Genomic DNA, 25,583 nt, shown 5'->3' on the forward strand with positions numbered 1-25,583 from the left:
AATACGCAATTAGAAATTAGAAGAGGGAGGGAAGAAGTTAGATTTTTGCTATCGGTATGATTTAAAAATCATCAATGATAAAACCCAATTCAATCACAATATTAAAATTCAAATTAAATATGGCACTTATCAAAGAACTTTTAGGAAAAGCACCGCAGATAGGAGAGAATACCTTTTTGGCAGAAACGGCCACCATCATCGGTGATGTTACCATGGGACGGGATTGTAGTATATGGTACAATGCGGTAATCAGGGGAGATGTTCATTATATAAAGATGGGAAATAAAGTGAATGTTCAGGACAATGCGATGCTGCACTGCACCTATCAGAAACATCCTTTGAATATCGGAAATAATGTTTCTATCGGGCATAATGCCATTGTACATGGTTGTACCATTAAAGATAATGTATTGATCGGAATGGGTGCAATTGTTATGGATGATTGTCTTGTGGAGGAAAATTCTATTGTAGGTGCAGGCTCTGTTGTGACCCAAGGAACGCACATCAAATCAGGTGAAGTCTGGGGTGGAGTTCCGGCCAGAAAAATCAAAGATATTAATTCCCTGCTGCTTGAGGGAGAAGTAAACAGAATTGCTGATAATTATGTAAAATATTCTTCCTGGTACAAAGAAAACGTAAAACATGTGGAAGGATAATTGATCAATAATGAATTGTGAAAGGTAAATTTTCATTTATTTTCATGAATTAGCATTCACAATTCATCATTGATTTAAAAGTTTATCACAAAAAAAATCTTGCCTATAGAGCAAGATTTTATTTTTTCTTAAGAATTCACCAATTCGGCTTTTCCATTAACACATTTTATAGATGAAGGCGGCATTACCATCATACAATCGGATACTACACTGTATTTCTGATTAAATGCTTTTACCTTCTCTGTATAATCATTGATTTTTGGTAATATGGAAGTTTCCATTTTTTTAGGATAAGCGATATACAGCTGAGGTCCGCCGCATCCTTTTGCTCCCATAGGTGCAAAAGTCCATTCTGCAGCATCCGTACATTTTTCTTTTGAAATTTCAGATTCTATGGAAGCTTTTAATTTATCCAGTTGTGCCTGATCATACTTCTGGCTGTTTTCGTCAGCAGGTCTCTCCGAAATATCTTTGGGAAGACTGGCATCCGTATTTTTTGTTGAAGAGCACGAAGCCGTAAAAAGCATCACGCACAAGGCTAATACAGGGATTTTCATAAGTTGTTTTTCTCTCGTTATGTTGAAGATTTTTCAAAAGTTATGCCAAGGTAAGGATTTAAATTTCATTTTCCGTAATTTTGAAGGCGATGAACAATCATTTTTTTGACTTAATAGAACATACCAACCGGAGTGTATTTTTAACGGGAAAAGCAGGAACAGGGAAAACCACTTTTCTTAATGAATTTGTAAAACGCACCCGAAAAAAACATATTGTCGTTGCGCCTACAGGAATTGCGGCGATCAATGCAGGAGGCGTTACCATTCACTCGATGTTTGGGCTTCCGCTGCGGACTTTTCTTCCCACTACCGAAAGAATTGATACCAGTCTGGCAAACAATATTGCTGACCTGATGCCGCATTTCAAATACCGGAAAGATAAGCTGAAACTTTTGCGGGAAGTGGAAATAATCATCATCGATGAGGTTTCCATGCTTCGTGCTGATGTTCTGGATATGATGGACTTTTCCCTGCGGTTTATCCGGAGAAATAACCAGCGTTTCGGAGGAGTTCAGATGTTATTTATCGGGGATTTGTATCAGCTTCCGCCGGTGGTGAGAGACGAACATATTTTAAAAATGTATTACCACTCTCCGTTTTTCTTCGACAGTCATGCTATTAAAGAAATACCTTTAATTACGATAGAACTGACGAAAGTGTACAGGCAATCTGATGAAAATTTCCTTGCCATACTGAATGCGATCCGTGACGGTGATGTCGCCAATATCGATTTTGAGCATTTAAATGAAAGATACGACCCCAATTTTGAAATGGGTGACGAGCCTTATGTTTATCTCTGTTCCCATAATAAAATGGCAGACGATATCAACCAGGAAAAGCTGGATGAATTAAAGGTAAGTTCTAAAACCTATGAAGCCAAACTTTTCGGGGAATTCAGGGAAAACCAGTTTCCGAACGAACAGTTTTTAGATTTGAAAATAGGCGCTCAGATTATGTTTATCCGTAATGATATTTCAGGAGAGAAAAAATATTTTAATGGAAAACTGGGCGAAATTTCTGCGCTGGATGAGAACGAAATCAAAGTAATTCTTGACGGCAGCGAAAGAGAAATTACGGTAAAAAGAGAGGTTTGGGAACAGAAAAAATACTTCCTTGATACCGATAAAAATATCAAAGAGGAAGTTTTGGGAAGCTTCGAGCAGTTTCCGATAAAGCTTGCCTGGGCAGTTACCATTCATAAAAGCCAGGGACTTACTTTCGACAAAGTAATTATTGATGCCGGAAAAAGCTTTACGGCAGGGCAGGTTTATGTGGCATTATCACGATGCAGAACGCTGGAGGGTATTGTTTTAAAATCCAGAATTACCCCGGAAGTTATTTTTAAAGACAACCGAATTCTTCATTTTCACAGCGACACGGTAGCCAATGATAAGGTTGAGGCTATTTTAAATAATGAAAAGTATGATTACAGCATCCGAAAAGTGCTTCGTACCGTAGATTCTCAATGGTTGCTGAAAGAAGTGGAAGAATGGAATAAACTTTCCGTGGCTACGAAAAGTATAGATCATGTAAAGACTAATCAGCTTTATTTGCAGCTGAAACATGAGATTGTTAACCTCGGTAAAATATTTGAAAAACTGGAAAGAGTAATTTCCCAGAAGGTTAATAATTTTATCGAGCAGAAAGAAGAATGGTCTGAAATTGAAAATAAAACAAAAGGAGCGGTTAATTTCTTTTTTACGGAGATCAGGGATAAAATTTTCAGTCCGCTGAAAGATTTTTATGCTGAAATTAAAGGTACTAAAGGTTTAAAACAATATAACGAAGAATTCAGGGTGTGGCTGGAAGATATTGAAGAATATCTGAACAGTTTAAAAGAAATCCATCTGTTGGAAACGAAGCTTCTGGATGAAAAAAATAATCAGGAAGTAAGCATGAAGATAGCGAAAGTGCCTTCTCAGGTTCTTACCTTTCAGTTGTTTGAGCAGGGAAAAACCATTTCGGAAATTGCTTTGGAAAGAGGATTGGTCAAAGAAACGGTAATCGGGCATCTGGCAAAATTTGCGGAACAGGGATTACTGGATATTTCAAGAGTAATTACTTCGGATAAAATTAAAGCTTTTGAAGACGTGTTTAAAACTGATTCTAAAGAGACTCTGACAGAATGGAAAAATGCACTTCCTAGTCATTTTGAATTTAATGAAATCAGGATTCTGATCAATCATTTTAATTATCTGAAGGAGAAGGGGAAAATTTAAAATAATTTTGTATTTTTAACAGTAAATACTGTTTATTATGAAATATTTGTTTAGTGTTTTCTTTTTATTCTTTTTAAATTCTGATAAAAAAGAAGATTTAAATTATAATCTTTTAATTGGGTCCTGGTATCAGGATTCTTTTGCAAATACTACTGCTACCGGGGTTTTTACTTTTGAAAAGGATAGTACTGCCACGTTGGAAATGAAAGATGGAAAAACCAAAGCAATGATTGGAGGGATGACAGGGCCTTATAAGATCGAAAGATCAAAGAAAATTCTCAAAATAACCATGGTGGGAAAGGAAAAAACATTTGAAATTCATGAGCTTACTGATGATGTGCTTGTTATGCAGAACCAGGAAAAAGGAAAATCTAAACAGACTTATAAGCGATATAAGAATATAAAATAAATAGATTAATCTTAAACATATATAATTAAGGCTGGTAAAATTGTATTATTAGCCTTTTTATATTTATTGAAATATTTCATAATGCAATTGGCAGCTTATTTAAGACAAAAACTAATAAAAATTTATTCAATAGTTTTTCCCTGAATTCACCGATCAGTCTTATCAATTACAAAAAGTAACTAATGCAAAATATTAGTTTTAAATTTGCCAAGGTTTTAAGAGCCTAAAATTTGAAATTATGCAAAACTTCGAAATATCTGTGCTGGATCTTGCTCCGGTAAAACAGGAAAAGACCATTCACGATACCTTTCAGGATAGTTTGTCTTTGGCAAACCATGCTGAAAATTTAAACTATAAAAGATTCTGGCTTGCAGAACATCACAATATGGAAAGCATTGCCAGTTCGGCAACTTCCGTCCTGATTGGTTTTATTGCCAACGGAACCAAAAAAATAAGAGTGGGTTCAGGAGGCATTATGCTTCCGAACCACAGTTCCCTGGTCATCGCAGAACAATTCGGAACCTTGGAATCTCTTTTCCCGGGAAGAATTGATTTGGGACTGGGCAGGGCGCCCGGAACAGATGGACTCACGGCGCAGGCTTTAGGAAGAAATCCGGCCATTATCAATCAGCAGTTTCCAAGACAAATTCTTGAATTACAGAGATATTTTTCCAAAGACAATTCCGAGGCACTTGTAAGGGCTATTCCGGGGGAAGGTCTTGATATTCCTCTGTATATTCTGGGTTCGAGTACAGATAGTGCTTTTTTAGCAGCAGAACTCGGACTTCCTTATGCGTTTGCAGGGCATTTTGCTCCGGAACAGATGGAAATGGCTTTCAATATCTACAGACAAAATTTTGAGCCGTCAGAATATTGTGATCAACCTTATGTAATTGCCTGTATCAATGGGGTGGCTGCAGAAACTTCCGAAGAAGCCCACAAAATTTCCACCACTTTATTCCAGGCATTTATTAATATCATCCGAAATGACAGAAAACCTTTTGCTCCGCCGGTTGATGATATGGATAACATTTGGTCGCCGATGGAAAAAAACATGGTTTTACAGAAACTTCGTTATACGCTGATAGGTAATCAGGAAGAAATTGAAGAACAGCTTAAAACCTTTCAAGAGAAATTTAATGTCAATGAACTGATGATTAATTCTCATATTTATGATCATCAGAAAAGATTAGATTCCTATTCGATTTTCAGAAAAGCTAAAGACGCTATATTAAAAATATAACAAACCCTTATCATAATTGGGAGATGCTTATTTTATGAGTATCTTTGCGAAAATTTAAAGTAAAAATGTCTGATATTAAATTAAATACTATTCCGGAGGCTATTGAAGACCTTAAAAATGGTAAAATAATCATAGTAGTAGATGATGAAGACAGAGAGAATGAAGGAGATTTTCTTTGTGCCGCCGAACTGACGACACCGGAAATCATTAATTTTATGGCTCTTCACGGAAGAGGATTGATCTGTATGCCCCTGCCTGAAAAAAGATGTGATGAACTCGGGCTGGAAGTGATGGTAAGCCGAAGCAGTGATCCGAAGGAAACAGCTTTTACCGTATCGGTAGATCTTCTCGGAAACGGAACTTCAACGGGTATTTCTGCAGCCGACAGAGCCAAAACCATTCTTGCTTTGATGGATGAAAAGTCAAAACCTACAGACTTTATGCGTCCCGGACATATTTTCCCGCTTCGTGCCAAAAAAGGAGGTGTTCTGAAAAGAGCCGGCCACACAGAAGCTGCGATTGATCTTACCTGTTTGGCAGGATTAAAAGAAGGAGGTGTGATCTGTGAAATTATGAATGAAGACGGTTCGATGTCGCGCTTGCCTGAATTGTATGCTTTTGCTCAGAAACATGATATGAAGATTGTTTCAATTGAAGATTTGATCCATTATCAGCTTAAAAAAGGAAATCTTATTGAAAGAATTGAAGAAAGGAAAGTGAAAACGGCTTATGGAGATTATGATTTCTTTGCTTTCAGGGAAACTTCAAATGATCAGATTCATTTTGCTTTAACAAAAGGAGCATGGACAGTTGATGAGCCTGTTTTGGTAAGAGTACAGTCTTCAGATTCTTATTTTGACGTGCTTACAAGATTAAATAACGGTGAAAAACCTTTGCTGGAAAAAGTAACCGGTATGGTGAATGAAGCAGGAAAAGGTGCTATTATTTTTATTAATAATGTTTCCAATTCAGAAAATACACTAAGAAAACTTCAGCAGTTCCTGAATTATCAGGATGGGCAGGTTCAACATCCGACATTAGCTTACAATTACAGAGATTACGGGATCGGAACGCAGATCCTGAAAAATCTTGGAATCAATAAATTTAAGGTGATCACTCAGAATCCTAATATCAGGCCTCAGGTTGGAGGGTATGATGTTGAGGTAACCGAGATGGTAGAACTTTAAAAGTGAATGGTAAATGGTCAATTTGCTGCTTGTGAATTTTTTTTAGGACAAAATTGACTATCCACTTGCGAAGCAAAATTCACGACCGACAACATATAAAATGGCTTGAGAAAATCAAGCCATTTTTATTTGTTCAAAGCTTCTGAATCCGTTCAGAAAGTCTTTAATATTCATTCTTTTCTTTCCTTCCAGCTGCAGTTCTAAAGGGGAATATGTTCCGTCCGCAGTATAGATTTTAAACTCATTTTTTGAAATATCCAGAGTTCCGGCAGGCTTATCATGATTTTCAACTTTAAATTCACCCCCGAAAATTTTCAATCCTTTTTCTTCATCTCCGATTTTTAATGTCGTGAAAGCAGCAGGATAAGGAGACATTCCCAAGATAAACTGATGAATCTCCCTGGATTTTTTTGTCCAGTCTATTTTAGTATCTTCTTTAAATATTTTATAAGCATTTTTAGGATGCTCCACCTGTGGCTGGGGTCTTTCGGTAATGGTATTTTCTGCTAATCCGTTCAAAGTTTTTACCACAAGTTCAGCACCCATTTCCATAAGCCTGTCGTGGAGGCTTCCTGCGTTTTCATTGGGTAGAATCGGTAATTCTTCCTGAAGAAGAATATTTCCTTCATCAATTTTTTCATTGATAAAAAAAGTCGTAGCTCCTGTTTTTTCTTCGCCATTAATCACAGCGTAATTAATGGGTGCTGCCCCTCTGTAATCCGGAAGCAGCGATGCATGAAGGTTAAAAGTTCCCATTCTTGGCATTTCAAAAAGTACCTTCGGCATCATCCTGAATGCAACGACTACAAAAACATCGGCATTCAGTTTTCTCAACTCTTCCAGAAATTCAGGATTTCTTAATTTTTCAGGCTGAAAAACAGGAATATTGTTTTCCACCGCAAAAATTTTTACAGGTGACTGATTAACTTTTTGTCCGCGACCGCTTGCTTTATCCGCCACGGTTACAACACCTGCTACTTCATGATGAGAATGATGGATGGCTTCTAAAGAAGTCTTCGCAAACTCCGGGGTGCCCAAAAAAACGACTTTCAATGATTTCATGATGCAAAGATAAGCTGTTTATTGATAAAATCTGATATAACTTAGGCTAAAGCATATGTTCTGAAATTTAGCATTTTTACCTTGCCGGAATCCAAAAGATAAATAAGAGTCTCAAGAATATTTTCTTTAGGATGATAATTCAGCTGGATGGAAATTTCCTCTATTGTACAGGCCTTTTTAGCAAGAACCTGAATGATTTCACCAGAAATATTTTTCCCGAAAATAGACTGTCTGTTTTTCTCACAAACAGAACACGTTCCGCAGTTTTTAGATTTCTTTTCACCAAAATAGGTAAGGATCAGTTTCATTTTGCAATAGCGGTTATCTTCAATGTAAAACTTCATCTCTTCCCATTTCTGGATTTTATTTTTCTGAATGTGTTCAAAAAGCTTCCAGTACTGAGAATTATTCAATCGTTCGTCTCTGGGTTTTAAAAATTTAATGCTGGAAAGTGCTCCGTCTACGTATTCAACATATCCTTTCTGTTGAAGTTCTTTAAGTCTTTCTTTAATTAAATGAATACTCACCCCGATTTTATTGCTCACCTGCTGCTCACTGAACATGACTTTGTGTGTTGTAATTCCTGAAATGGTACGAAGCATGAGTTCAATAAAATAAGCATCTTTATGCGGAAGCTGTTCAATTTCATCGGCCTGCATTAAAAGCTGAAGAGATGAAAGACTTTTATGATCATTGAAATAAATAATTTCCTGATTATGAAGGAAATTCAGAACATTTTTAATTTTGGCTGAAGAAAGTTTTGTAAAATTTTGAATTCCGTTTAAATTAAGCTCAAAAACTTTTTCAGGCATTTCAAATTCTGCTACCTGAAAAATGGAATAGAGGTATGTGAGGATTTTTAAGAATTCAGCTTTGTTGGGAATCTGGTTTTTTAATATATCGTCAAAATTAGAAAGTTCCTGCCTGTTCCAAAGTAAGAAGGCAAAGCTTTCTTCACCATCTCTTCCGGCTCTTCCGATTTCCTGATAATAATTTTCAATGGAAGGAGCAGGGGAGTAGTGAATCACGAAACGAACATTGTCCTTGTCAATTCCCATTCCAAAAGCATTCGTGGAGATGAGAACCTGATTATCGCTGTTGTTCCAGATGGTTTGTTTAGCATTTTTCTCCTTTGTTGTAAGGCCTGCATGAAAAAAATCAACGTTTTTTAACTGGTTTTTCTGTAAAAACTCGCTCAGCAGCTCTGCTTCTTTTCTTGTTCTTACATAAATAATTCCAGACTGTTTGGTAAACTTCAGGATATCATAGATTTTCTGGAATTTATCGGAAACTTCTTCTGTAAGAATTCTGATATTTTCCCTCTTAAAACTCCTTTGGAAAATCTGGGGATTTTTAAGTTCAAGCTTTGCTCTTATTTCATCCAAAACTTTCGGTGTTGCCGTTGCCGTTAAGGCCAGACAGGATATTTTAGGATTATTTCTTCTAAATTCCTTGATGTTCTGATAGCTTGGCCTGAAATCCTGCCCCCACTCTGAAATACAGTGTGCCTCATCCACTGCAATAAAAGACAATTGAATTTCTTCAATATTTTGAAGAAACTGTTTATTGGTAAGTCTTTCAGGAGAGATATAAAGCAATTTGGTCAACCCTTCCTTGCAACGGTTATAGATGCCTTCTGCATCATATTCATCCAGTTCAGAAGACAAATATTCAGCTTCAATCCCTCTTGATTTCAGTTGGCTTACCTGGTCTTTCATTAATGCCAGAAGTGGTGAAATTACCAGGCAGGTTCCTTCTTTTAATAATGAAGGAAGCTGATAGCAGAGTGATTTTCCTGCACCTGTTGGTAAAAGGACAAGTGTGTCTTTTTCATTAATAACAGAATCAATAATGGCTTCCTGGGAATCCCGGAAGTTATCATAACCCCAAAAATATTTTAAGGTTTTGAATTTTAATTCTTGAAAATCTTGTTGGGAAATCATGGGATAAAAATAGTGAAACTAAGCTGACAAAAAAAGCCACGCTTTGCGTGACTTTAATATTATTTTATAAAATTTAAATACTATTTAGCCTCAAAATAAACCCTTCTGTTGGCTCTGTTTTTCCATTCAGGGCATTTTGTAGCTGGATTACATTCAGGATATTTAAGATCTTTTTCACCTCTTCCTACAGCATTTAATTTATCCGACTGTACACCGTTTTGGATTAAATAATCTTTAACGTTATTTGCTCTTCTTTCAGATAATTTTTGGTTATATGTTTCAGAAGCTCTTGTATCCGTTGCTCCGATCACGGTATAAGTTCCGCTTGAAGAATTAATATAATTAACGGCATTGTTCAGGATAGGAGTGTTTGAAGGTAAGATTCTGTCTGAATTTAAATCAAATTCAATTCCTTCCAATTTTGTTTCTTGCTCTTCAACAAATCCTTTATCTACTGACGTTGATGTTGTAGGACATCCATTGTTTTCAACAGGTCCCGGAACCGTTACACATTTATCGTAGAGATCAATTATCCCATCAAGATCAGTGTCAAGCGCAACACCGGCACCGTCTACCCTTGCTCCTGCAGGAGTGTCAAGTTGTCTGTCCCAGTCATCACAAACGCCGTCGTTATCAAGATCTCCTTTTTTACATACTTCAATATCCTGGTTTTTACTGGCCAGAACATCTAGTTTATAATACATTTCCTGAAGCGGATCATGCCACATCAAATGAGATTCATGTTTTCCTAATTTCAATGAAACTCCTAATGTTGCATTAAAGAAATTATCGGATACCTGTTCTTCTCTTTGGTTGATAGCACTGTATTTATCACCTCCACCATCAAACTCATCATCACCTGTGATTGCATACATTACTCTTCCTTCAAGATCAATTCTTCGGTTTACTTTGAATTTGAGACCTGCACCAGCCTGTGCGAACATAGATCCTAATTTAAATGGCTTAACTTCAGCTACCATTCTGTCTCCTGTTTCATCTTTCTGATAGGCGCGGTATGCTAAAGTTCCCAAACCTGCATATCCGTGAAAAGCCCATCTGTATGGCGAATGGTTATCCACTCTTCTGAACAGGTTGGAGAGATTGATGTCTCCAAGCAATGAAATGGCATCATATTGCGTTCTGGCACCTACCTGCTGATATGTTGAGGCATTTGAGGGTGCATCTTTTTTCGTATTGAACCAACCTTGTCTGGTTTCTCCTCTGTCATATTGTAAGTTAATACCAAAAGCATGAGTAATTGCTTTATCGATACTTACATATGCCGAGTAACCAAATAAGTCTTTACCGTTTCCATTTTTTATGGATGTTAAATCTGCAGATTGAACCAATGGTACACCTACCCCAAATGAAATTGCCCAATCATTGAATCTTTTTGATTTATTTGTAAATGGGGAAATATTTGCAGAACCTGAAGAGAATGTATTTGGATATTCTCTGCTTGAAGAGACTGCTGTTGAGTCTTGTGCAAAGCCTGTTGCGGGAACAGCCAGCGCTAATGCAACAATTGCTAAACTTAATTTCATATGTATTTTTTTTAGTTATTTAATAATAGTTATTTATTTGTTGGGCAACCTTGGTTCTCAACGGTTCCGGGAACGGTAACACATTTATCATTCAGGTCTATAACGCCGTCCATATCGATATCCAAAGCAACGCCAGCTCCATCTACCCTTGCTCCTGCAGGAGTGTCAGGCTGTCTGTCCCAATCGTCGCACACACCGTCATTATCTGCATCTCCTTTTTCGCATACGATAAGCTCCGGACTTTTATTTTCCAGAATATAGGCTCTGTAGTACGCTTCCTGCAGAGGATCATGCCATGCGAGATGAGTCATATGTTTTCCTAATTTGAAAGAGAGTCCGAGATTTACGGTCCATGCATTGTCTGATCTTCTTTTATTGATCATGTTGTATTTAGAAACTTTAGAACTCGGGTCATAGTCTGCCGGTCCTGCATTTCCTCCGCCGTCAAACTCATCGTCACCACTAATGACATACATGGTTCTTGCTTCAAGATCAATAAGCCTGGAGACATTATATTTTATTCCAAGCCCCAATTGATAGTAAATGGAATTTATATCCAGTTTCTGATTGATAAATAAAGGAATTCTTGCGGGGACGGTACTCCATCTGAATTCATTATTATCATGCAGGGAAGTATTGTAGCTCATGATACCGATACCTGCATATCCATGCATAGCCCATCTGTAGGGAGAATGATTGTCTACTCTTCTTAAAAGATTTGAAAAATTAACATCACCCATTAAAGCAATCTGATTATATTTCGTTTTTGCTTCCCCTATTCCCGCAGCGATACCTGCGGCTCCTTCCAGTTGTGCTTTCTGCGTGGTTTCACCTTTTTGGTAAATAAGACTTATTCCGAAAGCATGAGAGATCTGTTTGTCCAGGCTTATATACGAATTATAGCCCCAGTTAATCTTTTGATCTGTAATAGATTTAAGGTCTGAGTGAACCATAAATGCAGCACCTCCACCAATTGATACAGACCAGTCATTAAATCGTCTGGATGCATTGTTGAAGGTTTGTACATGAGCAGAACCCGAAGTAAATGTATTAGGATACATATCATTTGATGTGACAGCAATACTATCCTGCGCATACATTGCAACAGGCATTGCAGCCAATAACAATAAACTTAATTTCATACAATATGTTTTTATGTTTTTAGATAAAATCTTTTAATAATATTCTTGAAAATTCTCTTTCAGAAAGATGTTTTTGATGAGGGATTTTTAACCTTTCTGATATAAACTTTATCTCATTGAACGTAACGATGTCAATATCAATAACTCTGTCGGTATGACCGCCGGTTACAGCAGAATCGTCTGTTCGCCCCATTTCCGCTTCAATACTTTTTACAAGAGTAAGGAGCTGAAATGGTGAAAGATGTGTGAATATTATTGATGCAATATTACAAAAAATATTGGAACTGGCAAATTCCACGGCTTCGGATGTTAAAAAATCACTTACTTTAAATATTTCATTTCCTGCCTGTTTTATTTTGTCCAGGGCAGTCTGCAGATTTTTTTTTTGATCCCCGAGATTACTTCCAAGTAACAAAACGACTTTATGTTGCGACATATTGAAAAAATGATTGTTTATGAAAAGCTTTTTTAAAAATGTACTGGCAAATATAGTGGCTATCGTCATATTATGTGTCGTGTTTTTCTTCTTTTTCATCATAATGCTGGTCTTTAGCGCTATGGGTAGTGAAAAGTCTGTAGTTGTAAAAAAGAATTCCGTACTTACAATTAATCTGAAAACCAATATTATTGACAGTCCTACTGAAGAACAGACGGGATTGTTTAATATCAGCGAACAGAACAAAAATGTTTTGATTTATGATGCAGTTGAGGCGATTCGTAAAGCCAAAACAGATGATAATATTAAAGGAATCAGTATTGAAGCGGATAATCTGAACGCCGGTGTCACCCAGATCGATGATCTGAGAGATGCTATCGCAGATTTTAAGAAAAGCGGAAAGTTTGTGTATGCGTATGGAAATGCTGTTTCCCAGGCTTCTTATTATTTAGGGTCTGTTGCAGATCAGTACTATCTGAATCCGGCAGGTATGATCGAACTTAAAGGTCTGGCTACCGAAGTAACCTTTTTTAAAGATTTTGCAGATAAATACGGTATCGGTATTGAGGTAATCCGCCACGGAAAATTCAAATCTGCTGTTGAACCATTCCTGAGAAATGATATTTCTCCTGAGAATAAAGAGCAGCTCAGTACTCTTTTGAACGATATATGGAAAAATACATCTTCCAAGATGGCTGCTTCCAGAAAAATTGATACGGCTGCCTTCAGAATGGTAGTAGACAGCCTTTATGGAATGATTCCTGAATTGGGACTTCGATACAAGCTTGCAGATAAGCTGATCCAGAAAACTGAATATGATCAGTTAATCAAATCAAAATTAAACGTAAAGGATGATGAAAAATTAAATAAAATTTCCTTAGGAAAATATATTGCTTCATATTCCGATAATGAAAAGTCTGGAGATAAAGTTGCCGTTTTATATGCTTCGGGATCAATTTATGGAGGAGACGAATATAATGATATCCATTCTGAAAAATATATTAAATACATTAAAGATCTTCAGAATAATGATAAAGTGAAAGCTGTGGTGTTTAGAATTAACTCTCCGGGAGGAAGTGCCAATGCTTCTGATGAAATTCTTTTTGAGCTTCAGCAGTTAAAAAAGAAAAAGCCGCTTATTGTTTCTTTTGGGGATTATGCAGCTTCCGGTGGTTATTACATCGCGATGGCGGCGGATAAAATTTATTCTGAGCCTAATACATTGACGGGATCAATAGGTGTTTTCGGTGTTATTCCTTATTTTAAAGATATTGCTAATAAAAACGGGATCCGTTCTGATATTGTTTCAACGAATGCCAATTCTCAGTATTATTCTTCTTTAAATGGAGTCACCCCTTACGGAGTAAATCTTATTACAAGAAGTGTTGAGGGTACCTATAAAAGATTTGTATATTTTGTAACGCAGAACAGAAAACAAACTTTTGAACAGATTGATAATATTGGAGGAGGAAGAGTGTGGAGCGGAACAAGGGCTAAACAAATAGGACTTGTAGATGAATTGGGAACATTAAATGATGCGGTAAAATTTGCCGCACAGAAAGCGGGATTGAAATCGTATGGTATTGCTTCATATCCTAAAAGCATGACTCCTTTTGAACAGATATTTAATGATCTGAATCAAGATGAAATTTCGGCAAGAGTGATCAAAAATAAGATTGGAAAATCAAACTATGAAATCCTTCAGCAGGTTACAGAAAAGAGAAAACTGCAGTCCGAAATAAAAATGGAAATGCCTTATCAGATTAAAATTAACTAAATTATATTATACAAAGAAACGGCGGATTTGAATTTCAAATCCGCCGTTTTTAGTTTTTTATTAGCTAAGCCCTGGTTTCCCGTGTAAGCATTGCGTAAATCCAGAGAACAATTAAAGCGCCTCCGATGGCTAAGATCCAGCTTCTGAAATTCCAGAAAGAATCTACATCTCCCCAATGAAGCACATATACGCCTATTGCTCCTCCTATAAAAGCTCCAATAATACCCAGAATCATTGTAATAAGCATTCCGCCTCCCTGTTTCCCTGGCATTATCGCTTTAGCTAGTGCTCCGGCCAGTAGTCCGAAAATAATCCATGTTAAAAATCCCATAGTTGCATTTTTTAATGTTAATATTTATAGTTTGGTTTATTGCTGTTTTGGGAAAACATGATTTTTACATCATCTCTTCTTGAAAAATGAATCTACAAACTCTGTACCATTAAATAATTGCAGGTCCTGCATCTTTTCACCGACCCCTATATATTTCACCGGAATCTGGAACTGATCCGAAATACCAATTACAACTCCTCCTTTTGCTGTTCCGTCCAATTTGGTTACTGCTAAAGCATTTACTTCTGTAGCGGCAGTGAATTGTTTGGCCTGCTCAAAAGCGTTCTGTCCCGTAGAGCCGTCGAGAACGAGTAAAACCTCGTGTGGCGCATCAGGAATAACTTTTTGCATTACTCGTTTAATTTTGGAAAGTTCATTCATCAGGTTGATTTTGTTATGAAGCCTTCCCGCTGTATCAATGATTACAACGTCCGCATTTTGGGCAACGGCACTTTGTACGGTGTCAAAGGCCACGGAAGCTGGATCTGATCCCATTTCCTGTTTTACGATAGGAACGCCCACTCTCTCGCTCCAGATCACCAGCTGATCTACTGCGGCAGCGCGGAATGTATCTGCAGCTCCCAATACCACTTTCTTACCTTCTGATGTGAATTGATGAGCCAGTTTACCTATAGTGGTTGTTTTTCCTACACCATTTACTCCCACCACCATTATTACGTAAGGTTTTTTGGAAGTATCTATATTTCCTGTTCCTGCGTGAGGGTTTTCCAGCAGTAATCCTGAGATTTCTTCACGGAGAATTTTGTCCAGTTCATTTACGCTTACGTATTTGTCTCTTGCGACACGCTCTTCAATTCTTTCTATGATTTTGATGGTGGTAGAGGCGCCGACATCAGAGGCAATAAGTATTTCTTCAAGGTCATCCAGAACCTCATCGTCTACTTTGCTTTTACCGACTACGGCTTTCGTCATTTTTTCGAAAAAGCCCTGGCTGGATTTTTCCAATCCTTTGTCTAAGGTTTCTTTCTCTTCTTTTTTAAAAATTTTTTTAAACCAACTCATCTTTATGAATTACGGAATTTTATTAATTAAAGATAGAAGCTGAGGATGGAAGTCTGAAGTTCTGCAATTTTGTACCGACTTCAGCCTCCAGCTTCTGACTTCCAGCTAGATTAAAGCAAAGATAACAAAAAAACTACCCAAAAGCTGAGTAGTTTTTTATATTGTAAATAAAGTGTAGATTATTTTTTCAAATAACCGTCTACTTCGTCTGCATTCATTACTTTTTCTTCGAAAACGTAAGCTCCTGACTTGGAAGACTTAACCATTTTCACCACTTTGGTCATTTTTTTAGACTGACCGCTTTGTAGGGTTGCTACTACTTTCTTTGCCATGGTAAATTATATTTTAATAATTACTTGATTTCTTTGTGAACAGTTACTTTCTTAAGAACCGGGTTGTATTTTTTCAACTCCAGTCTTTCAGTGGTGTTCTTTTTATTCTTTGTAGAAATGTATCTCGACATTCCTGGCATACCGCTTTCTTTATGCTCTGTACATTCAAGGATTACTTGAACTCTGTTTCCTTTTTTTGCCATGATTCAATTACTTTTTAATCAATCCGTTTCTAGTTGCTCTTTCAAGAGCTTCCTCGATTCCAATCTTGTTAATCACTCTCAATCCATGAGCTGATACTTTCAGTGTTACGTGCTTATCTTGCTCCGGAAGGTAAAACTTCTTCTCCAATAAGTTAATTTCAAAACGACGCTTCGTTTTGTTATTAGCGTGAGAAACGTTGTTACCAACCATTGCACGCTTTCCTGTTATTTGGCAAATTCTTGACATATCTCGATGTTCTTATTTGTACTATAATATTTGAGAGTGCAAAATAACGAAGAATTTTTTAGATAGACAAATCTTTTGAAAATTATTTGCAAATAAGTTGCTGATATTTGCTTCAGATAATTGCTGTTTTCTATCCTGCTTTACGCTGCACGACCTTTCCTGGTTTTTTCCTGAAATCGGGTTATTAAAAAATAAAATAATAAAAAGCCCAGGGCAAAAATTGAAAACCGGGAAAGCAAATCTCCCGCTCTAGTATAGAAAGACATCTCATCATACAGTTGTATTTTTGCAAATAAGGCTGTTTTGTCTCCGTAAAAAGTATCTTCAATAATCTCTCCTCTGGCGTCAATATGAGCCGAAATTCCGCTGTTGGCAGCTCTTGCAATTTCTCTTCTGGTTTCTATCGCACGAAGTTTTGCATAAGACAGAAGTTGACGGTGTCCTTCTGAAACACCCCACCATGAATCATTCGTCATAATCCCTAAGAAGTTGGCTCCCTTTTTTACATATTCTCCGGTAAACTCTCCGTAAATACTTTCATAGCAGATGATAGGCGCCATTTTGCCTTTGTTGAAAGGATTGGCAAATGCCATTCTTTCTTTGTCTGTGCCAAGGGAAGCAACAGTTCCTCCCAGGTTAAGCATCGCATCACCTAAAATAGGCTTCAGATAGCTCATATAAGGGAAAATCTCAACGCCGGGAACCAGCTTTCCTTTGTGATATACTTCAACTTTTCGGTTAGGAATAACCTGAACGGCAGAATTAAAACTTTCAACCCAAAGCCCGGGATTTAGCTGATATGCTTCTTTTGGAAGATTTTCTTCGGAAGTATAAAATTTGTGTGAAGAAATTCCTGTGGCAAATACAGACCCTGGATGTTTAGATAAAAACGTTTTAAGATTGTTCAGGATAACACTTTTCTCAAAACCACGCTCGGAAATTGAACCTCTGCCCGGAAGTGCGGTTTCGGGAGCAATATAATAATCTATTTTCCCTTTTGAATTTTTTTCGGCCAGATCCAAAAGATCATTTTCTATAATAAGGCTGTCTTTGGAATATTTTTCAGCATAAGGATCAAGGTCTGGCTGAAGCATTAATACATTTACGCTGCCGGTTGGTTTTTTATTAAAATTATTATACTGTACAACCGAAATAATCATCGGTACGATAATCAGAACCGCAACAATTGAAGTATTTTTAATAAGGTCTTTTCTTTTTCTTCCGGCTTGCCAGATTCTCACCGTATAAAAGATCAAAACATTGATCAGTAAGATCCAGAAGCTTCCACCAGTAGCACCCAGTGTATCATACCATTGAATCACCTTGGGGTACTCTGAAAATACGTTGCCGAGATTCAGCCAGGGCCAGGTAAATTCCCATCCCAAGTGGAATTTTTCGAAACTCATCCAGATGGCTACCAGAAAGGCCAGTCCCCAATATGTCCCCTGTGCATTTTTATACCAGTGATAACACTGAAATACCAAAGAATAAAGAAGCGAATTAACCAATACCGGGAATAAAACAGCCAATATCGAATGGCTTCCATCCGGATTTTTTGCTCCGTACAGCCAGCCGGTAGTCACCGCATTCCAGATAATAAAACATACATAAGACAGTCCGAAAACTACCCAGCTTTTTCTCTTAAAGTCTGAAAATTTAGAAACACCATGCTCCATCATCAGAAGCGGTACCAATGCGAAAAATATAAAAAAAGGAACTCCGTAAGTAGGCCACGAAATGGATAATAGCATCGCTGAAATGAGCGTAAGTAAAACGTATTTCATTCAATTTATTTAATACACAAATTTAATGTTTTTGAAATGAATAAATTTGCATACGATGTTAAAGAATATTATAAAATACCAGATCGTAATCTTGACGTGACCTCAACTTTAGATTTTAATGGCAGGATTAGCCATTCAGCTCCTTAGCACGTTTTTCCGCGTTCAGAATGCCTGTTTTCAGGATTTGCTTTAAATTATTTTCGTTAAAAGTTTTCAAGGCAGCTTCTGTTGTGCCGCCTTTTGATGCGACATCTTTAATGAGTTCTTCTAAATTTTTATCAGAATTATTAATCAGGTGATAAGCTCCGAGCATAGTTTGGTTTACGAAAAGTTTTGAAAGGTTTTCATCAATTCCCATTTCAACTCCCGCTTTAATCATCGCATCTACAATGTAATAAAAATAGGCGGGGCCACTTCCGGAAAGTGCAGTTACAGCGTCAAGCAATTCTTCATTTTCCAGGTAAACGGATCTTCCAGTTGAGTTTAGCAGTCTTTCAATAGCAATGAGCTGGCTGAAGGAAATTCCTGCCGCTGCAGTATAACCGGTAATTCCCATTCCGAGCAGCGTAGGGGAATTGGGCATTGCTCTTACTATCAGAGGATGATTAAGTAATTGTTGGATTTTTTCGATTTTAATTCCTGCCATAATCGATAAAACCATCTGATTTTCCACGAGTTTAAATCTGATATTTTCGGCAACATGCTTGAAATCCTGAGGTTTTACAGCAATGATAATTAAATCTGCATTCAATTCTGTGACTTCATCAAAAGTCGAAATCTTAGATTTTGGAAATTCTTCCGATATTTTTGAGAACTTTGAGTTGTCTCTTGTGATTAAATGAAGATTTTCCGGCTTTATCAGTTCATATTTCAGAAACGATTTTGAAAAGGAGAGCCCCATGTTTCCGGCCCCGAGAATAGCGATTTTCATATTGTGTGTTTGTTTTACGCGTGTTAACTTTGTCAAAGTTTAAAGCTTTGACAAAATTTTGAAAGTTTATTTTAAATAATATTTACTTCTCTTTCCAATTCAATCCCGAACTTTTCGTTCACGGAATTAATAATTTCCGTTGAAAAATCGAAGATTTCCTGTCCGGTCGCTTTTCCGGTTGCGTTGATAATCACAAGAGCCTGCAGTTGATGAGAAGCCACATTACCTATCTGTTTTCCTTTCCATCCGCATTGCTCAATAAGCCATCCAGCAGGAACTTTAACGAAATCTCCGTTTGCATACCCCGGAATTTGTGGGAAATTTTCCTTTAACTGTTCAAATTGTGATAAAGAAATGGTAGGGTTTTTAAAGAAACTTCCGGCGTTGCCGATTTTTTTCGGATCCGGGAGTTTACTTTGCCTGATATTGATTACCGCGCGGGAAACATCCTGAATGGTCGGTTTTTCAATTCCTAAATGTTCCAGCTCAGCCTGTATCGCGCCGTATTCTGTTTTGATATGATGATTTTTTCGGGTCAGCTTAAAAGCAACATCTAAAATTACATACTTTCCTTTTCCCTCCTGCTTGAAAACAGAATCTCTGTACCCGAATCTGCATTGCTCCAGGTTGAAAGTTTCAAGCTGCAGGTTTTCAAGGTTTAGAACGGTACAGTTTACAAAAATATCTTTGATTTCCGTGCCGTAAGCTCCGATGTTCTGCATGGGTGATGTTCCTACATTACCGGGAATCAGGGAAAGATTTTCCAGTCCGCCATAATTCTTTTCAAGGCAGAAAATCACGAATTCGTGCCAGTTTTCACCTGCTTTTGCCGTAACCAATACTTCATCCTCATTGAGGATATCTTCGTGAATACCTTTTAGATTAAGCTTAATGGCTAATCCTTCAAAATCTTTTGTCAGAAGAATATTGCTTCCTCCACCTAAAAATAGAAGAGGTAAAGTACCTGTTTTGGAATAGTTGAACGCTTCAATTAATTCTTCGGTAGAATGTACTTCCGTGAAATATCTCGCTTTTGCATCCACGCCAAATGTGTTGTGTGCCTTGAGTGAAAAATTTTCCTGCATTTGGATTATTTAAACAAATTCGTTGATCTTATTAAAAAAAATATCAGCAATAAAAGCTTGGAAGGTATTTCTAATCCAGGTTTTTATTGCTGATAACTATATTGTTTAAGATTAAAGACTGAACTCTAATTTATATTGATCAAGTGCATCTTTTAAAATAGCTGCACTTCTTTTCAGATCTTCTTCTTTTAAAACATAAGCAATTCTTACCTGCTTTTTTCCCAGTTCCGGATTGCTGTAGAAACCTCCCGCCGGAGCTACCATAATCGTTTCGTTCTGGTTGGAATATTTTTCAAGAAGCCATTGCGCGAATTTCTCGGTATCGTCTACAGGAAGCTCTGCAACGCAATAGAAAGCCCCTTTCGGTTTCGGGCAGATTACCCCCGGAATAGCGTTTAAAGCATCAACCAATACATTTCTTCGGTGGGTATATTCTTCCCTCACGGCTCTGATGTACGCTCCGTCATTCTGGTGTGCTGCAGTGGCTGCAATTTGTCCTAATAGGACAGGGCTTAATCTGGCCTGTGCAAAAAGCATGGCCGCGTCGTGGATTTTCTTTGAACGGGTAATCATACACCCGATTCTCACACCGCACATAGAATAACGTTTCGATTCGGAATCAATAATGATGCAGTTTTCCGCCAGTTCAGGAAAAGCAAACATAGAAACCTGCTGCTTCCCGTCATATACATATTCTCTGTACACTTCATCTGAAATCACCACGATGTCATATTTAAGAGCAATTTCTGCCAATTTCTGAAGTTCCTCACGGGTATATAGGTAACCGGTAGGATTTCCAGGGTTACAAATAACGATAGCTCTTGTTTTTTCTGTAATTTTTTTCTCAAATTCTTCAATCGGAGGAAGTGCAAATCCTGTATCTATGGTTGAAGGAACGGCAACAACATTTACATTGAAGGTGCTTGTAAAACCATTGTAATTAGCGTAATACGGTTCAGGGATAATCACCTCATCACCGTCGTCACACAAAGTTGAAATGGCGAAATTCAAAGCTTCCGATCCTCCGTTGGTAACAATGAAATTATCTGTTGTAAGGTCATTAAATCCCAATGAATGATAATAATCTGTTAAGGCTTTTCTATACTCTAAATTACCTTCTGAAAGAGCATATTCCAAAACTTTGAGATCAATATTTTTTAAAGCATTCAGTGCTGTTTCCGGGGTTTCGATGTCAGGTTGCCCGATATTCAGGTGATAGACTTTTATTCCTTTCTGCTTTGCTTTCAGGGCAAATGGAACCAGTTTTCTTACCGGCGAAGGCGGCATGTGCAGTGCTCTGTTTGAAATATTCGGCATTGTTGAAAAATTTGTATGGCAAAAATAAGATATAATTTCTCAATAATACAATAAAGCAGGCAAAGAAAGACTTTATCCAAATGATATTAATGATTTGTAAAAAGTTAATTATTAATACTGCGACAGGTGTTTTATTGATAAATTATTTTACTTTTGCCCGGAATTAACTATTTTATATGAAGAAAATAAATTTATTTATTCCTGTTGTTTTATTTTCGGTTCAATCTGTTTTAGGGCAGAGGATTGATAAAGAGACCATCAGCTTTCAATTATTGAAAGAACCTGTTTTTACTACAGAGGCTGCCAACAGAAATTATACGATTACTGTAAAATCTCCTTATAATATTACAAAAGATGACGTTTTGAGGATCTCAAAAGAAGATTACCAGAATCAGGTAAATAATTATAAGGCCAATGTAGAAACAGCTAAGATAGAACATCAGGAAAGACTGAAAGATTATGAGGCTGAAGTTAAAAAGCTTCAGGAAAAATTTAAACTCGAATCTGCAGAATACAGCAAATTGTCTGCTGTTGAAAAAATTGCCACTACAAATGGTGCTCCGGTTTTAACGCTGCCTTCAAGGCCTGTTCTTAATATCCCGCCAATGCCTGTTTACAGACAGCCCGACCTGAGGGATGCTTTAATTGTGGACAACAAAATTCTTGCTTCACAAATAGATGTTGCAGGCTTTTCAAAAGGCGGAAATTATCTTGACCTGCAGATTGAAATGGAAAGAACAAATTTTCAGGACAATCAGGGAAAAACATTTGCCAACCAGCCGGTAAGAATTATCGGTAAACAAAACGGAGTGGTGAAACTGGATAAAACCTATTTTTCCGACTTTGCAGAAATTGCAAGTGTGCCTACAAACGAGATCAACCTAAACGGACACGAAAAATCATATCTCCAGAGAACAATGGACCGTACCAGGAATATTATTAATGATCATTTCGGATACCAGACGATCAATTCTTCGGTAACTTTAGAAACGGTAAAAAATAAAGGAGATTATGATGATCTGGAAAAAGCATATATCTATGTAACGACTAATCTTAAAAAGCTGCAGGCAAAGTCGGACTACGCTCCGAATAAAGTGGCCATGGAAAATATGCAGAAAGGAATCGATATGTGGAAGGCTGCGCTTAGTAAAGTAAATTACAGTGATAAAAAAGCTTTATACAACCAGAAAATAGGAGAGTATCTTTATTTTAATCTGATAAGGCTGAATCTTGCTTTAGGAAATTCTAAAGAAGCGGAAAAATATTTAAATGAACTTCAGGAACATTTGGTAGACATCAAATTATCCTATGATGCCAATCTTGAATTAAAAAAATTAGAACAAAAAATTTATAATAACTAAAGAAAATTACATGATTAAACAGATTATTGCCTCAGTGATGATCACAGCTTCTGTATGTGCATTTGCTCAGGTAAAGGTTGTGGAAGGGACAAAATTTACAACGGATGACAATCTTGAAACAGATGAAAAGCTGGTTCTGGCAGACGATTACAATTCTTATATGTTCAGTGCGATCAATATCGACGGGCTGATGAGAAATGTCTTTCCGCACAAAAAACTGCTGATGAGAAAACTGGATCAGAACGGAAGTCTTGTAGATACGTATATTCAGGATTATGCAAATAAAACCAACGGCGTTCTTCACAATTACCTGGGATCTCAACAGATTGATGAAGACAGATTGGTGGCATTTACAGAAGAATATTTCGGTAAGGAAAACAGGAAAGAAGTTTTTCAGCATGTTTTCAGTAAAAAAACGGGAAGTTTTACGACAAAAAGCATCGCAAAATATACGATTGAATCCACAAACAGATCGGGGACAACTTATGTAGTTTTTTCTGAGAACGGGAAATATGCGGCCGTGTTCAACGACAGATATGCAACGAAGAAAACGGATAACGTTAATGATGCTCTGGTAATCGATTTAAGAACATTAACACCGCTTTGGAATAAAGAAATTACGTTAAGTAGTGATTATGTGGAAAAATCTTTAACCCTAACGAATTCCGGGAAGATCGTTTTGCTGCGTAAAGCTGCCGGCTGGAAAGAATCTTACAAAATGGAAATGGTTTCTAATACAGAAGATAAAGATTTACCTTTTGATGATAAATATATTCCTGAAAAATTATACGCAATCAGCAAAAATGACAATGATTATCTGGTAACTTTCGGAAGAAAAAACCAGGCGGTTACAATGGGCGGAAGTACTTTCGGAACGGTAATGTTTTATGATATTAAATCTGGAAAAGCGGTAATCAGCAATACCAATCTTGCAGGCGCCAAAGACATGAGCGACGTAAAAGTAATTAAGACCATCATAAAAGGCGATGAGGTTTTAATGGCGGTTCAGCAGGAAACGGTTTCGAGACCGATGCCTACAGCAATGAATCGTTTTCCGGATCCTGTTTATACACTTGATGTAGGCGTTTTAATGAAATTCAATAAAGAAGGGGAAGTAAAACAGTTTGTACCACTGGGAAGCAATCCTTCAGGAAGAAGAGTTCAGGTGATTGAATCCGGAGACAATCTGTATGTTTCCGCATTTTATCCAAAAGGTGCATTCGGGAATACAGGTTTTTCAATGAAAGCTTTCGATTTCGGCAGCCTGGCTCCAAAAGAACTTACGGTAGATTATAAGGGAAGAAATTTCTTCCAGAATTACGGCTTTACGGACGGGAATCTGGTGCAGTTTGTTCCGGCTACCAATAAATTACTGTTCCTGGACAAAGATGGTAAAAATGTTCAGATGTTCAGCATTTACAATTTTGTGAAATAATTTTTTCATCAGAGAAATATTGATAGATCAGCTTTAAATTTTAAAGCTGATTTTTTATTGATTTAAAACCCGGTTCCATTAAATTTTCGTTATTTTGAAAAAATTATAAAACTGAAAAAATGCAGATAGAATCCATTTCAATAGATGATTATATTTCAAAGATCCCTGAAGAAAGACAGGAGGTTTTCAGAAAGCTTTTTAACACCATCAGCGACAATTTACCGGAAGGTTTTTCGCAAAGCAGCAGCTACGGAATGATTGGATGGGGAGTTCCACTGGAAACATATCCGGCAGGTTATCATTGTGCTCCGGGAACGCCTTTGCCTTTCATCAGTATTGCTTCACAGAAGAATTTTATTGCATTTTACCATATGGGAATGTATGCAAAACCTGATCTGTTGGATTGGTTCTTGGAAGAATTTCCCAAATATTCTAAAAGAAAACTGGATATGGGAAAATCTTGTGTGCGTTTCAAAAAAATGGATGATATTCCCTTTGAATTAATCGCTGAAGTAAGTAAAAAAATGACGGTTCAGGATTGGATCGATTGTTATGAAGCAAATTTTAAAAAGTAAATTTCTCTGTACGCTTTTAGCGGCACTATATATTTTCACGTGTATTCTAAGCTGCCGGAGTTACAGGACTTCTGATTTGGTAAATGGGGATTTGCTTTTTGTAACGGCGAAAAGTACCGGGCTTTCCGGAGCAATTAATAATGTTACCCAGAAACAGGAAAATGCCTCTTTCGATCACATCGGAATTCTGGAGATAGCAAATGGAAGTGCCTATGTTTTGCATGCAGCTCTGAAAGGCGGTTCCCAAAAGCAAAAGCTGGAAGATTTTCTGGAAGATCAGTCCGAAGACGGACAAACGGTTGTTGTTTATCGCTTAAAACCTCAGTATCAGCATGCAATACCTTCAGCTGTTGAAAAAGCAAATGCCATGTTGGGGAAACCGTATAATTTTGATTATATTCTGAATGAAAATTCTTACTACTGCTCAGACTATATTGAAAGAGCATTCAGGGAAAATCATATTTTCAAGCTTGAACCAATGACTTTTATTGATCCTGCAACAGGAAAGACCAATGCTTTCTGGGAAGATTTTTACAAGAAAAAAGGTCTTAAAGTTCCGGAAGGTGAACCTGGCTGTAATCCTAACGGACTGGCTGCTTCAGAAAAGCTGGAAAGGATCAAAATTCTTAAATAAATAACTGTAAAGAAAGAAATAATAACGGATTCGTAAGAGTCCTTTTTTTATGATTTAATTTCAGGCAGATTTAAAATAAATTTTAAAATTAATACCCTACTAATTTGGTAGACTAATATTTTTTTATATTTTTGTCTAAGCTTAACCAAC

Annotated in this window: 25 protein-coding genes; 10 read left to right on the top strand and 15 right to left on the bottom strand. The window is 37.0% G+C overall.

Going from position 1 to position 25,583, the window contains the following annotated elements; translation table 11 throughout:
- Positions 1 to 119: 119 nt before the first annotated feature.
- Positions 120 to 656, top strand: coding sequence for a gamma carbonic anhydrase family protein (locus M0D58_RS14795; RefSeq protein WP_248391100.1), 537 nt, complete (start codon positions 120 to 122; stop codon positions 654 to 656).
- A 128-nt stretch (positions 657 to 784) separates the two neighbouring features.
- On the opposite strand, the gene M0D58_RS14800 is transcribed toward M0D58_RS14795, so the two are convergent.
- Entirely contained in the window at positions 785 to 1,213 is a 429-nt protein-coding gene (locus M0D58_RS14800) for an outer membrane protein assembly factor BamD (RefSeq protein WP_248391102.1), read from the bottom strand.
- A gap of 89 nt (positions 1,214 to 1,302) precedes the next feature.
- Here M0D58_RS14800 and M0D58_RS14805 point away from each other — a divergent pair, with 89 nt between their 5' ends.
- The 4 genes from M0D58_RS14805 (at position 1,303) to ribB (ending at position 6,271) form a co-directional block, all read left to right on the top strand.
- Complete coding sequence (locus M0D58_RS14805; RefSeq protein ID WP_248391104.1) at positions 1,303 to 3,432, top strand: helix-turn-helix domain-containing protein; 2,130 nt, start codon at positions 1,303 to 1,305, stop codon at positions 3,430 to 3,432.
- A 37-nt stretch (positions 3,433 to 3,469) separates the two neighbouring features.
- Positions 3,470 to 3,841, top strand: a complete 372-nt coding sequence (locus M0D58_RS14810; RefSeq protein ID WP_248391106.1) for a hypothetical protein — start codon at positions 3,470 to 3,472, stop codon at positions 3,839 to 3,841.
- 238 nt (positions 3,842 to 4,079) lie between these two features.
- Entirely contained in the window at positions 4,080 to 5,084 is a 1,005-nt protein-coding gene (locus tag M0D58_RS14815; protein ID WP_248391108.1) for an LLM class flavin-dependent oxidoreductase, read from the top strand.
- A 65-nt stretch (positions 5,085 to 5,149) separates the two neighbouring features.
- Complete coding sequence (gene ribB, locus M0D58_RS14820) at positions 5,150 to 6,271, top strand: 3,4-dihydroxy-2-butanone-4-phosphate synthase (protein ID WP_248391109.1); 1,122 nt, start codon at positions 5,150 to 5,152, stop codon at positions 6,269 to 6,271.
- A gap of 114 nt (positions 6,272 to 6,385) precedes the next feature.
- Here ribB and fmt read toward each other — a convergent pair whose 3' ends face one another.
- The 5 genes from fmt to folK all read right to left on the bottom strand — a co-directional run bounded on the left by fmt (position 6,386) and on the right by folK (position 12,398).
- A complete protein-coding gene (gene fmt, locus M0D58_RS14825; RefSeq protein ID WP_248391111.1) occupies positions 6,386 to 7,333 on the bottom strand; it encodes a methionyl-tRNA formyltransferase in 948 nt (315 codons plus the stop codon).
- 41 nt (positions 7,334 to 7,374) lie between these two features.
- Positions 7,375 to 9,276, bottom strand: coding sequence for a RecQ family ATP-dependent DNA helicase (locus tag M0D58_RS14830; protein ID WP_248391113.1), 1,902 nt, complete (start codon positions 9,274 to 9,276; stop codon positions 7,375 to 7,377).
- 80 nt (positions 9,277 to 9,356) lie between these two features.
- On the bottom strand, positions 9,357 to 10,820 hold the full coding sequence (locus M0D58_RS14835; RefSeq protein ID WP_248391115.1) for an OmpA family protein: 1,464 nt from the start codon (positions 10,818 to 10,820) through the stop codon (positions 9,357 to 9,359).
- Positions 10,821 to 10,849: 29 nt separating this feature from the next.
- Positions 10,850 to 11,962, bottom strand: coding sequence for an OmpA family protein (locus M0D58_RS14840; RefSeq protein ID WP_248391117.1), 1,113 nt, complete (start codon positions 11,960 to 11,962; stop codon positions 10,850 to 10,852).
- Between the two features lie 19 nt (positions 11,963 to 11,981).
- The gene (folK, locus tag M0D58_RS14845) at positions 11,982 to 12,398 is read right to left on the bottom strand and encodes a 2-amino-4-hydroxy-6-hydroxymethyldihydropteridine diphosphokinase (RefSeq protein WP_248391119.1); all 417 of its coding nucleotides are present in this window, start codon (positions 12,396 to 12,398) and stop codon (positions 11,982 to 11,984) included.
- A 19-nt stretch (positions 12,399 to 12,417) separates the two neighbouring features.
- On the opposite strand from folK, the gene sppA reads away from it, so the two are divergent.
- Positions 12,418 to 14,175: a signal peptide peptidase SppA gene (gene sppA / locus M0D58_RS14850; RefSeq protein WP_248391121.1), complete on the top strand. Its 1,758-nt coding sequence runs from the start codon at positions 12,418 to 12,420 to the stop codon at positions 14,173 to 14,175.
- 64 nt (positions 14,176 to 14,239) lie between these two features.
- Here the strand turns inward: sppA and M0D58_RS14855 are convergent, their stop codons facing one another.
- From M0D58_RS14855 to M0D58_RS14895, 9 genes are all read right to left on the bottom strand, one after another.
- Positions 14,240 to 14,506, bottom strand: coding sequence for a GlsB/YeaQ/YmgE family stress response membrane protein (locus tag M0D58_RS14855; RefSeq protein ID WP_248391128.1), 267 nt, complete (start codon positions 14,504 to 14,506; stop codon positions 14,240 to 14,242).
- A 69-nt stretch (positions 14,507 to 14,575) separates the two neighbouring features.
- Positions 14,576 to 15,529 (bottom strand): signal recognition particle-docking protein FtsY, encoded by a 954-nt coding sequence (gene ftsY, locus M0D58_RS14860; RefSeq protein ID WP_248391130.1) that lies wholly within the window; start codon positions 15,527 to 15,529, stop codon positions 14,576 to 14,578.
- Between the two features lie 179 nt (positions 15,530 to 15,708).
- The gene (locus M0D58_RS14865; protein WP_002976755.1) at positions 15,709 to 15,861 is read right to left on the bottom strand and encodes a DUF4295 domain-containing protein; all 153 of its coding nucleotides are present in this window, start codon (positions 15,859 to 15,861) and stop codon (positions 15,709 to 15,711) included.
- A gap of 20 nt (positions 15,862 to 15,881) precedes the next feature.
- Positions 15,882 to 16,064: a 50S ribosomal protein L33 gene (gene rpmG, locus M0D58_RS14870; RefSeq protein ID WP_027379950.1), complete on the bottom strand. Its 183-nt coding sequence runs from the start codon at positions 16,062 to 16,064 to the stop codon at positions 15,882 to 15,884.
- Between the two features lie 7 nt (positions 16,065 to 16,071).
- Positions 16,072 to 16,311: a 50S ribosomal protein L28 gene (gene rpmB, locus M0D58_RS14875; protein ID WP_029294538.1), complete on the bottom strand. Its 240-nt coding sequence runs from the start codon at positions 16,309 to 16,311 to the stop codon at positions 16,072 to 16,074.
- A 140-nt stretch (positions 16,312 to 16,451) separates the two neighbouring features.
- Complete coding sequence (gene lnt, locus M0D58_RS14880) at positions 16,452 to 18,095, bottom strand: apolipoprotein N-acyltransferase (RefSeq protein WP_248391132.1); 1,644 nt, start codon at positions 18,093 to 18,095, stop codon at positions 16,452 to 16,454.
- Positions 18,096 to 18,222: 127 nt separating this feature from the next.
- The gene (gene proC / locus M0D58_RS14885) at positions 18,223 to 19,026 is read right to left on the bottom strand and encodes a pyrroline-5-carboxylate reductase (protein WP_248391134.1); all 804 of its coding nucleotides are present in this window, start codon (positions 19,024 to 19,026) and stop codon (positions 18,223 to 18,225) included.
- 71 nt (positions 19,027 to 19,097) lie between these two features.
- Positions 19,098 to 20,117, bottom strand: a complete 1,020-nt coding sequence (gene murB / locus M0D58_RS14890; RefSeq protein WP_248394987.1) for a UDP-N-acetylmuramate dehydrogenase — start codon at positions 20,115 to 20,117, stop codon at positions 19,098 to 19,100.
- A gap of 105 nt (positions 20,118 to 20,222) precedes the next feature.
- A complete protein-coding gene (locus M0D58_RS14895; protein WP_248391136.1) occupies positions 20,223 to 21,428 on the bottom strand; it encodes a pyridoxal phosphate-dependent aminotransferase in 1,206 nt (401 codons plus the stop codon).
- A 176-nt stretch (positions 21,429 to 21,604) separates the two neighbouring features.
- Between M0D58_RS14895 and M0D58_RS14900 the strand changes: the two genes are divergently transcribed.
- The 4 genes from M0D58_RS14900 (at position 21,605) to M0D58_RS14915 (ending at position 25,433) form a co-directional block, all read left to right on the top strand.
- Positions 21,605 to 22,789, top strand: a complete 1,185-nt coding sequence (locus tag M0D58_RS14900) for a hypothetical protein (protein WP_248391138.1) — start codon at positions 21,605 to 21,607, stop codon at positions 22,787 to 22,789.
- Positions 22,790 to 22,799: 10 nt separating this feature from the next.
- Complete coding sequence (locus M0D58_RS14905; protein WP_248391139.1) at positions 22,800 to 24,224, top strand: hypothetical protein; 1,425 nt, start codon at positions 22,800 to 22,802, stop codon at positions 24,222 to 24,224.
- Positions 24,225 to 24,343: 119 nt separating this feature from the next.
- A complete protein-coding gene (locus M0D58_RS14910) occupies positions 24,344 to 24,799 on the top strand; it encodes a DUF1801 domain-containing protein (protein ID WP_248391141.1) in 456 nt (151 codons plus the stop codon).
- Complete coding sequence (locus M0D58_RS14915) at positions 24,777 to 25,433, top strand: YiiX/YebB-like N1pC/P60 family cysteine hydrolase (protein ID WP_248391142.1); 657 nt, start codon at positions 24,777 to 24,779, stop codon at positions 25,431 to 25,433. The genes M0D58_RS14910 and M0D58_RS14915 overlap by 23 nt, the downstream gene beginning before the upstream one ends.
- The last annotated feature ends 150 nt before the right edge of the window (positions 25,434 to 25,583 follow it).

It is taken from the genome of Chryseobacterium nepalense (assembly GCF_023195755.1).
Taxonomy (GTDB): Bacteria; Bacteroidota; Bacteroidia; order Flavobacteriales; family Weeksellaceae; genus Chryseobacterium; species Chryseobacterium nepalense.

Coding starts and splice junctions, on each gene's coding strand:
- M0D58_RS14795 (WP_248391100.1), top strand. CDS start 120: ATGGCACTTATCAAAGAACTTTTAGGAAAAGCACCGCAGATAGGAGAG.
- M0D58_RS14800 (WP_248391102.1), bottom strand. CDS start 1,213: ATGAAAATCCCTGTATTAGCCTTGTGCGTGATGCTTTTTACGGCTTCG.
- M0D58_RS14805 (WP_248391104.1), top strand. CDS start 1,303: ATGAACAATCATTTTTTTGACTTAATAGAACATACCAACCGGAGTGTA.
- M0D58_RS14810 (WP_248391106.1), top strand. CDS start 3,470: ATGAAATATTTGTTTAGTGTTTTCTTTTTATTCTTTTTAAATTCTGAT.
- M0D58_RS14815 (WP_248391108.1), top strand. CDS start 4,080: ATGCAAAACTTCGAAATATCTGTGCTGGATCTTGCTCCGGTAAAACAG.
- ribB (WP_248391109.1), top strand. CDS start 5,150: ATGTCTGATATTAAATTAAATACTATTCCGGAGGCTATTGAAGACCTT.
- fmt (WP_248391111.1), bottom strand. CDS start 7,333: ATGAAATCATTGAAAGTCGTTTTTTTGGGCACCCCGGAGTTTGCGAAG.
- M0D58_RS14830 (WP_248391113.1), bottom strand. CDS start 9,276: ATGATTTCCCAACAAGATTTTCAAGAATTAAAATTCAAAACCTTAAAA.
- M0D58_RS14835 (WP_248391115.1), bottom strand. CDS start 10,820: ATGAAATTAAGTTTAGCAATTGTTGCATTAGCGCTGGCTGTTCCCGCA.
- M0D58_RS14840 (WP_248391117.1), bottom strand. CDS start 11,962: ATGAAATTAAGTTTATTGTTATTGGCTGCAATGCCTGTTGCAATGTAT.
- folK (WP_248391119.1), bottom strand. CDS start 12,398: ATGTCGCAACATAAAGTCGTTTTGTTACTTGGAAGTAATCTCGGGGAT.
- sppA (WP_248391121.1), top strand. CDS start 12,418: ATGAAAAGCTTTTTTAAAAATGTACTGGCAAATATAGTGGCTATCGTC.
- M0D58_RS14855 (WP_248391128.1), bottom strand. CDS start 14,506: ATGGGATTTTTAACATGGATTATTTTCGGACTACTGGCCGGAGCACTA.
- ftsY (WP_248391130.1), bottom strand. CDS start 15,529: ATGAGTTGGTTTAAAAAAATTTTTAAAAAAGAAGAGAAAGAAACCTTA.
- M0D58_RS14865 (WP_002976755.1), bottom strand. CDS start 15,861: ATGGCAAAGAAAGTAGTAGCAACCCTACAAAGCGGTCAGTCTAAAAAA.
- rpmG (WP_027379950.1), bottom strand. CDS start 16,064: ATGGCAAAAAAAGGAAACAGAGTTCAAGTAATCCTTGAATGTACAGAG.
- rpmB (WP_029294538.1), bottom strand. CDS start 16,311: ATGTCAAGAATTTGCCAAATAACAGGAAAGCGTGCAATGGTTGGTAAC.
- lnt (WP_248391132.1), bottom strand. CDS start 18,095: ATGAAATACGTTTTACTTACGCTCATTTCAGCGATGCTATTATCCATT.
- proC (WP_248391134.1), bottom strand. CDS start 19,026: ATGAAAATCGCTATTCTCGGGGCCGGAAACATGGGGCTCTCCTTTTCA.
- M0D58_RS14895 (WP_248391136.1), bottom strand. CDS start 21,428: ATGCCGAATATTTCAAACAGAGCACTGCACATGCCGCCTTCGCCGGTA.
- M0D58_RS14900 (WP_248391138.1), top strand. CDS start 21,605: ATGAAGAAAATAAATTTATTTATTCCTGTTGTTTTATTTTCGGTTCAA.
- M0D58_RS14905 (WP_248391139.1), top strand. CDS start 22,800: ATGATTAAACAGATTATTGCCTCAGTGATGATCACAGCTTCTGTATGT.
- M0D58_RS14910 (WP_248391141.1), top strand. CDS start 24,344: ATGCAGATAGAATCCATTTCAATAGATGATTATATTTCAAAGATCCCT.
- M0D58_RS14915 (WP_248391142.1), top strand. CDS start 24,777: ATGAAGCAAATTTTAAAAAGTAAATTTCTCTGTACGCTTTTAGCGGCA.